3 protein-coding genes and 1 rRNA gene are annotated in these 3,618 nt (G+C 39.9%); 2 read left to right on the forward strand and 2 right to left on the reverse strand.

Going from position 1 to position 3,618, the window contains the following annotated elements:
• Window positions 1–327: 327 nt before the first annotated feature.
• Window positions 328–783, reverse strand: coding sequence for a GNAT family N-acetyltransferase (locus CYL18_RS18825; RefSeq protein ID WP_104851001.1), 456 nt, complete (start codon window positions 781–783; stop codon window positions 328–330).
• Window positions 784–1,018: 235 nt separating this feature from the next.
• On the opposite strand from CYL18_RS18825, the gene CYL18_RS18830 reads away from it, so the two are divergent.
• The gene (locus tag CYL18_RS18830; RefSeq protein ID WP_330847614.1) at window positions 1,019–2,218 is read left to right on the forward strand and encodes an MFS transporter; all 1,200 of its coding nucleotides are present in this window, start codon (window positions 1,019–1,021) and stop codon (window positions 2,216–2,218) included.
• A gap of 11 nt (window positions 2,219–2,229) precedes the next feature.
• A complete protein-coding gene (locus CYL18_RS18835; RefSeq protein ID WP_104851003.1) occupies window positions 2,230–2,928 on the forward strand; it encodes a hypothetical protein in 699 nt (232 codons plus the stop codon).
• Window positions 2,929–3,499: 571 nt separating this feature from the next.
• Here the strand turns inward: CYL18_RS18835 and rrf are convergent.
• Window positions 3,500–3,616: ribosomal RNA gene (gene rrf, locus CYL18_RS18840) — 5S ribosomal RNA — on the reverse strand.
• Window positions 3,617–3,618: the final 2 nt, after the last annotated feature.

The following is a 3,618-nucleotide window of genomic DNA, read 5'->3' on the forward strand; positions in this document are numbered from 1 at the left end:
TAAAACATTGACGAGAGTTAAACTCTCTTGTTTAAGACTTGCTTAGCGTTTCGTTTTGTTTAGTTTTCAAAGAACAATCTGTTTCGGTCACCTCAGCGACCTTATTTATTATACTGTGTTTACTTCTTAAAAGCAAGTACTTTTTTAAAAAAGTTTTAACTCGTTTTCAGAAGCAACTTTTATATAATACCTGATATTCATCTTAAGCGCAACACTTTTTTATAACTTTTTTCAAGATAATATGTTGCTCAATGAATCAGCTTAATAAATATATCATCTTTTACAGAGAAAATATACTGGGATTTATAGGAAGTACCTTCTTATCTCTTATCTAAGTCCATCTTCGCGGGCCTTAATATATCCATAGTAAGCACATGTTCCATTCTGCTTTATATCTTTTACCTCAAACCCGCACTTCTCATAGAAACGGTAGTTATTTGCCGCAGTATGGGCAAACCAATCACCATGAGGAAGCTTTTGAACACATAACTCCACAAGTCTTTTACCAATGCCTTTCCCGCGATATTCTGAAAGAACAGCCAGATCCATGATGCTGGCAGCCATAATTTTATCAGAAATGACGCGGACCATCGCTATCATATTTTCCTCATCCCATACCCTAAAAGCCCAGGTGGAGTTTTGAAAAATCAGTGTGTATTTTTCTTTTTGCCAGGATGGTATGTCTCTTGCCCAGCCAGCATCTTTAAATAGAACCTCCACTTGCCTAGCCGGAACCCCATCTGTCCCTTCTCTGATTACGAGCCCATTGAAATACTGATACATTGCTCCTTCCCCCTTTATCTATTCCCTAAACTAGTTCTGCACAGCATTCGATATTCCTCCCTACGAATTCACTAAAGAAGGATTAAATAAAAGTGAACAGAATTATATATAAATAAGATTGATGAATCTATCCCCCAAAAGATTTATCTGAAATAAGAAAGGAACGTTACTAATGAACAGTCCAATCTAAAAAACCCATTCAACTAAAAGCTATAGATGAATGGGGGATAGACAATTGAATAGAAATTTCTACTTACTGATTACAGGCCAATCTGTTGCGAATATAGGTGATGTTCTCTATATGGTCAGCATTATCAATATGATTTTTGCGCGGACAGGATCAGCGACAGCAGCTTCCTTCGTTCCGTTTACAATTACCTCTGCCATGTTTTTATCGAGTCTCCTGACTCCTCTTTTGGTCGGTAAGGTCAGCTTGAAATGGTTATTGGCTGGTTCTCAGATAGGGAAGACTATTTTACTCATCGGATTAGGGGTGGCGTTATTATATTTATCTGAAGCAGCGAATTACGCATGGATATTCCTTGTTATTGGGGTGATTGCCTTTCTTGATGGGTGCGCAAACCCCGTTCGGCAAGCATTGATACCACATTATGTTGAACCTGAGCAGTTACTGAAGGCAAATGGAATTGGCGAAACGGCCTCTCAGGTTGTCCAAACAATTATGTGGTTCATCGGAAGCTTAATTTTACTGCTTTTAAGCGCCCAGATACTCGTATGGATTGTTGCCGGTTTATTCATTTTAGCTAGTACCTTGCTTTGTAAGCTAGATGATGTTGCCTCTTCTTCTATTGAACAAAATAATAAATGGTCTCAGTTGAAAAAGGGCTGGGTGCTACTGACTTCCACACCTGTTTTGCGCCAAATTGCTAGAATTGATATTCTCGAGACCATCGCCGGCACCGTGTGGATTGCTGCCATAATCTTGGTATTTGTGACCGAGGCACTAAACCGTGATCAGCTATGGTGGGGATTCATCAATGGGGCATACTTTTTCGGATTAATCATTGGAAGCATTTATTGCATCAAGTATGCCTCCTCTATCGAAAAAAATTTAGGCTCGGTTATATGTTGGAGCTCAATAGCCACCTTCCTTGTCACTCTGCTTTTCAGCTTCAATCAAATGCCAAGCATCGCTGTGCTCCTTTCCCTGTTAATTGGTACTTTCAGCCAACTAAAAAGCATTCCCCAGCAAACCATCATTCAAACGAGTGTTCCTAGGGAGGATTTATCGTCCGTATATTCATCACTAGGCGCCATCTCTACCGGGATGTTTGGTCTTGCTTCACTTGCAATGGGAATAGCCGCCGATTTGTTTGGCGTGAGAGCCGCGTTTGTTATTTCTGCGTCATTGCTTGGAGGAGCGAGTCTTCTTGTGTTTAAGCATAGACCGTTATTTGAAGGGAATGTGGAATAGGAGGGATTTTCATGCCCAAAATCGTTAGAGGAGCAAACTTTGTCACGATTGAAGACACAAAACAATCTTCGGAGGATGAACTGGCTGATTTGATAACAAACTTGACAGAGCAACCCTTTACAAAAGGAGTCTCCCATCTTAATATCCTTGTGAATAGTAAATTCAGCCCAAAAATCGAAAGGCTTTTAAACGCGCATGGTTTTAATAGGCAGGATGAAGTCATTACCGTTCACAAGGAATTAATAGATGAGCCTGATAAAGGGCCATATACATTCATGGACCTTCACACCATCTCCGAAGAGGAGTTCATGGTCACCTGGGAACAAGTAATGACAGGGTCCTTAACCCCCTCTTCCTTGAAAATTGAAGAGCAGATGGAATCTGTTAAAATAGAGCTTGGCCCAAGTTATAAAGAATCTTGTATCCTCGCATACGAAGGAGCGAAACCAATCGGAGTAACCATCCCTCATATAGAAGCAGGAACCCTTAAAGAGGGGAGGATTTTTTATTTCGGACTGATTCCGGAAGAAAGAAGCAAAGGGAAAAGCACCTACTTTCACAAGCAAACATTAAGCATGCTGAAGTACAAGCTTCGAGCTGCCTTCTATATTGGAAGTACGAGTCATAAGAACATCCCCATGCTTCATATTTTCAGGAAGAATGGATGCAAGGTACTCGAGTACAATAAGGTATATAAAAAACGTATTTAACAAAGCTAAAGCCAGTTCAAAATTGAACTGGCTTTGTTACAGAGAAATTAGAGAGAGAGTCCTCTTATCTTTAACCTCTCTCTTTTTCAATATACGCGTTAGAAACAATGTGTTTAACAATAGTATTCCTATAATCAGTATAGCAAGTAAGTAGACAAAGCATCCTTGGTAGCAATATAAAATACCACAGATACAATTGCGAAATAAATCCATATCATAATGACCGTCTATCTTACATCGTTCATTTTTTTCATCGCACTTCAATTATTTACCCCTTAAATTTATTCTGAGATAAATATTCTTTGGAAGTAGGTTGGAAAGCCTAATTGTTACATATGTTCCTTATATAAGGAGAGAACACTTGCCACACATCAATTGATTATCTGATTGTTACCTTTAATACTATATCGTTGTAAGGCGGATAACTCACTTGTTTCCTTGCTTCCCCCATCCTAAAGTGCCTGTCACTAGTCAAGGTGATCGTTTTTTTACTTTTCTTCTAAGACCATTCATCTCTTTCGAGATTGAAAAGCACAAAAAAACCAGCTCAAAATTGAACTGGTTTCTGCTTGCCCGGCAACGTCCTACTCTCACAGGGGCGTGAGCCCCAACTACCATCGGCGCTGAAGAGCTTAACTTCCGTGTTCGGAATGGGAACGGGTGTGGCCTCTTCGCCATCATTACCGGACT

Source organism: Pradoshia eiseniae, assembly GCF_002946355.1.
Lineage (GTDB): Bacteria > Bacillota > Bacilli > Bacillales > Pradoshiaceae > Pradoshia > Pradoshia eiseniae.

Excerpts from the sequence above, each read along its gene's own strand:
- CYL18_RS18835 (WP_104851003.1), top strand. The coding sequence starts at position 2,230 with ATGCCCAAAATCGTTAGAGGAGCAAACTTTGTCACGATTGAAGACACA.
- CYL18_RS18825 (WP_104851001.1), bottom strand. The coding sequence starts at position 783 with ATGTATCAGTATTTCAATGGGCTCGTAATCAGAGAAGGGACAGATGGG.